The sequence below is a fragment of the Corallincola luteus genome (assembly GCF_004336975.1).
Taxonomy (GTDB): Bacteria; Pseudomonadota; Gammaproteobacteria; order Enterobacterales; family Neiellaceae; genus Corallincola; species Corallincola holothuriorum.
Genome location: NZ_SJXE01000022.1, coordinates 1 through 4,737 on the forward strand (window position 1 = coordinate 1; position 4,737 = coordinate 4,737).

Genomic DNA, 4,737 nt, shown 5'->3' on the forward strand with positions numbered 1-4,737 from the left:
AGACTAATCTTGTACTTGGTCTTGAAGATAGAGATGTTAAAGTTAAGATTGGTACTCGTGGTGGTGTTCCTTATGGTTATGTTCGTGGTAGCGATCTTGAGTCTTTAGCTGGTGTTGCTGATCTTTCTAAGGCTTCTGCTTCTACCATTAACGAGTTACGTCGAGCAATCAAGGCTCAGGAGTTTTTAGAGCTTTCCGCTCGAGGAGGATCCCGTTATATCGAACAGATCTATTCCTATTTTGGTGTCAGATCTTCGGATGCCCGTCTTCAGCGTCCCGAGTTCCTTGGCGGCGGTAAGTCTGCCGTTATGATCAATGATGTTTTACAGACTTCACAGACTACAGAGTCTTCTCCGTTGGCTACTCCTTCCGGACATGCCGTTGGCGTTCAGAATACTCATTCTTTTAAGTATCGTTGTGAGGAACATGGCTACATTCTTGGTCTTATGACCGTTATGCCTGATCCCTCATATCAGCAAGGATTACCCAGGGTGTTTCAGAAGTTTGATCGTTTGGATTACTATTGGCCTCAGTTTGCTCATCTTGGAGAGCAGGAGATCCTTCAGAGTGAGTTATATGTGGATATGTCTACAGATGGAAAAGGTTCCAATGCCAATGAGACATTCGGTTATGCTCCCCGCTATTCAGAGTATAAGTATATTCCCAATAGTGTTCATGGAGATTTCCGTGATACTCTCAATTTTTGGCATATGGGTCGCATCTTCTCAGGTCCTCCTCGTCTCAATGATTCTTTTCTTACCAATATGAGTGCTGCTGATCGTCCTTTCGCAGTTACAGACTCTGGTATTGATAAGATTTGGGTTAATATTCATCATAATTTTAAGGCTCTTCGCCTTATGCCTAAATATGGTTCTCCCCTATTCTGAGTGTTATGAGATTTCTTTCGTTTTGGCAGTCTATCGGCTTGCCTCCTGATGAAGATCCAAGTATAGAGCATTTGGATGATGAACTTATTACAGTTCCATCTATGTCTCTTTCAGTAAAGGAAATTATCGCTCGTGCCACTCGAGGTACGATCGATCTCGAGAGTTTAGTAAGGCCATCAGTTGACACTGATGACGATATCGATGATGATACGTTTGATGATGTCGATGATATGGTAGATGTTCAACGTATAAAACGAGACAGTTATGAAGAAATTCGTAGAAGTCTTCAGCGTGATCGCAATGATAGTGGCGGCGCTGAATCAGGTCTTTCAGAGCATGAAGACCCCGGAGAAGTAACCGGCGATGCCGGATCTGAACAGTAGTAGTTCAAGTTTTCATAAGTAATTTGGTTAGCCTGCGCAGTGATTGCGCGGGCTTTTCCTGCTTGTTGGTATTTACATGGAACGTAGTGTAATGTTATAGGCCTTTAGGCCGGTGTGACCCCTTTCTAAAAGAAAGGGACCTTATAAGTTAAAAAAAATACCTTCTCTCTTTTTTTTGTATCAGAATTTTGACTCAAGTAAAGAAAGCGGCCCGGCCACGAGTTTTGCGGAACGCAAAACAAGTAGGCCGGGATGTGACGCGCCGATGTATTAATAAATGTTAAAATCGGTTTTATCCGATTCTCTAATTTTGGTAAATGAAATTATTTTACTAATTTCGTGTCAGACTTAGCACTCCTATTACTTGATATATTAGTGCTAAGTGACACCGTTAAGATTTACAATAATTTATGGACTGGTTAGGTTTTGGAGCTACAGTTGGATCTGCATTGATACCTGGTGTTGGTAATTATTTGGCTGCTAAGGAGTCAAAGGAGGCTGTTCGTGAGCAGAATCTTACAAACATCTATCTTGCCAAGTATCAGAATGACCGTAATTTGGATCTGTGGAATAAGCAGAATGAATACAATCTTCCGTCTTCTCAGATGCAAAGACTTAAAGATGCTGGCATTAATCCTCATATGGTTTATGGTAACGGTACCGTTGCTAATACTGCTGGTTCTCCTGCTCCAACTAAGGTTCCTAATATCGGAAGTTTTACAAATTATGCGCCTTATGTCAGTGGTATGGCAAATTCTATCGGATCTGTTTTTGATAATCTTATGAAGATTGCTCAGATTCGTAAGACTAACCAAGAGACTTCTAATCTTAACGAGTATCAGAATAATATGCGTCAGCAGGGACTTAATCTCAAGACAGAGAATGATCTTAAGATGATGAGTCTTGCCAAGTCTAAGGTTGAGCGTGATTATTGGTCACAACAGTTTGAGTTGGATATTCTTCAACGTAAGGCTGAATTAGATCTTTCAGGTGAGAAAATGCGCAATCTTACTCAAGATACAATGAGTCGTACTATGCAGAATCAGGTTTATCAGAAGTTTGGTGAAAAGCGTGCTGAAAGTGATTTGTTGAATTCTTATGCTGCTTATGCTATGAGGCATACTCAGCAACAGTTGATTCAGGCTCAGATTGTGGATACATTTGCTGCTGCTGGTCTTAAGAATGCTGCTGCTTCAAAAGTTCCTTATGAGATCAGTTTGCTTATAGCTAATCGTATGCAGACTTATAATAATGCTACCCTTTCCCGTAAGAAAGCTATTCGCGAGGAGATTAATTCAGATATTGATCGTATTTTGCGTGATAATAAAGTTAACCTTCGTTCTGGTGGTCCTTTTGGTACTATTGAGAGAGGTATTGATGCTTTAGGTAGTTTATTGGATAGGATTATTCCTTTAAGTTTTTGATATGGGTTGGTCAGTATTTTTAATGTTTATATTTTTATATTTAATTCCATTAATATTGATTATTTGGATAGTAAAAAGATTCACAAGGAACAGAAATAAGTGATTAACATAATCCCGATTATGTTCCGAAACTATAAAATTAATTTATTATGAGAAGAAGAAGAAAAGGCTTTCGTCGGCGCAGGCGTCGATCAAGGCGAATCCGGTCGATCCGGATATCTCGAGGAGGAATCAGGCTATGATGTGTTTGAATCCTCTGACTATCGAGTTGAATGATGAATCTCGAGAGAAACGAATGGCAAAGACATATATGCCATTGGAATGGCGATTCGCTACTCATGTTACTGTTCCATGTGGAAAGTGTGAGGCTTGTATGAGTCGCAGGAGATCCCAATGGAGTTTGCGTCTTACAAATGAGGTTGCAGATTCCGAATCTTGTTATTTTATCACTCTGACTTATGATGATGATAAGATAAATTACACGCCTGATGGTTTTCCTTGTGTATGCAAGAAAGATGTTCAGGATTTTTTGAAGCGTTTCAGAAAGTCCTTAGAGCCCTTTAAGATTCGTTATTTCGTTGTATCCGAATACGGACCTAAAACCTTAAGGCCTCACTATCATATGTTGTTGTTTAATTATCCACATTTGTTAGATAATAAGCTAGATGAAAATATCAGAACTGCTTGGCGTAATGGATTCATTCGAGTTGATCCCGTTAATCCTGCTCGTATCAATTACGTTACTTCCTACTGTTTGGATAGTAGTACGTTACCGAAAGGTTACGTTAAGAATTTTATGTTATGTTCTCGGCGTCCTGGCATTGGTTCCGGATATCTTGATAAGGATGTTATCTTATCCTATCATCGTGATTCAATGGATGATTGGTGTTATCTCCCTCAAGATGGCAAAGTTATTAAGGTCAAGATGCCCCGCTATTATAGCGATAAGATTTTTTCTGAAGAATCTAGAGATGAAATTGTTCTTGAAAATGCTAAATACGCAGATAGAGAGCGAAAGAAACTCATTAAATCTCACAGAAGATGGCTTATAAAGCATCATTATGATGTTAATGAAGCTACTCTTAAAACCGCTTATGACGGTTCTCCTCTAAAGAATGTTCTGGATTTTCGTGATGATTTTGTCGCAAAGGTTCGATCGAAGTGTAAGTTAAAAAATCAGATTTAATTATGGGCAATTTATGGAATTCTATTCGAATACGTCCGCCCAAGAGTAATCGCTTCAATCTGTCTCATGATGTGAAACAGACAATGAAGTTTGGAGTTATCACACCTATCATGTGTGTTCCTACTCTTCCCGGTGATGTATTCAAATTGAATACAGAAATTTTGTGTAGGTTCGCCCCCATGAAGGCTCCGATCATGCACAAGATAAATGTTTATACTCATTTTTTCTATATTCCTTCTCGTCTTTTATGGAGTCATTGGAAGGATTTCATTACCGGAGGTGAAGATGGTACTTCTGCACCCTCTTATCCTCGTTTGAAGATTAACGCTAATACCAATCAACTTGGCGGCGTTTTTTCTTCCGGAAGTCTTGCTGATTATCTCGGTTTTCCGGTAGTTAATAGTGGTGCTGGTGTTTATCCCGGTCGAGAGTTAGATATTGATGTACTTCCTTTTCGTGCTTATCAGCTCGTTTATAATGAGTACTATCGTGATCAGAATGTTACTGATCCGGTAGATATAGGTAAAGATATGGATGGTGTTATCCGTGATGTTCGGGAGCTCATGTCTCTTCGTAATAGATCATGGAAGAAAGATTATTTCACTTCTGCTCTTCCTTGGGCTCAGCGTGGTGAAGAGGTTTCTCTTCCTTTACAAGGAACTGCTCCTATTAAATATCCTGAGGAACTTATTGCCAATATAGGTGTTTCTGAGTTGGACAGTATTATCTATCCTGGTCAACCTGATTATTCTACTTCTTATCCTTTATTGGCAGATGAACAGACTAATCTTGTACTTGGTCTTGAAGATAGAGATGTTAAAGTTAAGATTGGTACTCGTGGTGGTGTTCCTTATGGT

Annotated in this window: 5 protein-coding genes; all 5 read left to right on the forward strand. The window is 39.5% G+C overall.

What is annotated here, in order from left to right:
* Positions 1-887 (forward strand): major capsid protein (locus EZV61_RS19225; protein ID WP_205695417.1); only part of this gene is annotated, 887 nt, incomplete at its 5' end.
* 5 nt (positions 888-892) lie between these two features.
* The gene (locus EZV61_RS19230; RefSeq protein ID WP_131417643.1) at positions 893-1,270 is read left to right on the forward strand and encodes a hypothetical protein; all 378 of its coding nucleotides are present in this window, start codon (positions 893-895) and stop codon (positions 1,268-1,270) included.
* A gap of 410 nt (positions 1,271-1,680) precedes the next feature.
* The gene (locus EZV61_RS19235) at positions 1,681-2,694 is read left to right on the forward strand and encodes a hypothetical protein (protein WP_131417645.1); all 1,014 of its coding nucleotides are present in this window, start codon (positions 1,681-1,683) and stop codon (positions 2,692-2,694) included.
* 295 nt (positions 2,695-2,989) lie between these two features.
* Positions 2,990-3,880, forward strand: coding sequence for a rolling circle replication-associated protein (locus tag EZV61_RS19240; protein ID WP_131417647.1), 891 nt, complete (start codon positions 2,990-2,992; stop codon positions 3,878-3,880).
* A gap of 2 nt (positions 3,881-3,882) precedes the next feature.
* A partial coding sequence (locus EZV61_RS19245; RefSeq protein WP_276320504.1) for a major capsid protein occupies positions 3,883-4,737 on the forward strand: 855 nt, incomplete at its 3' end.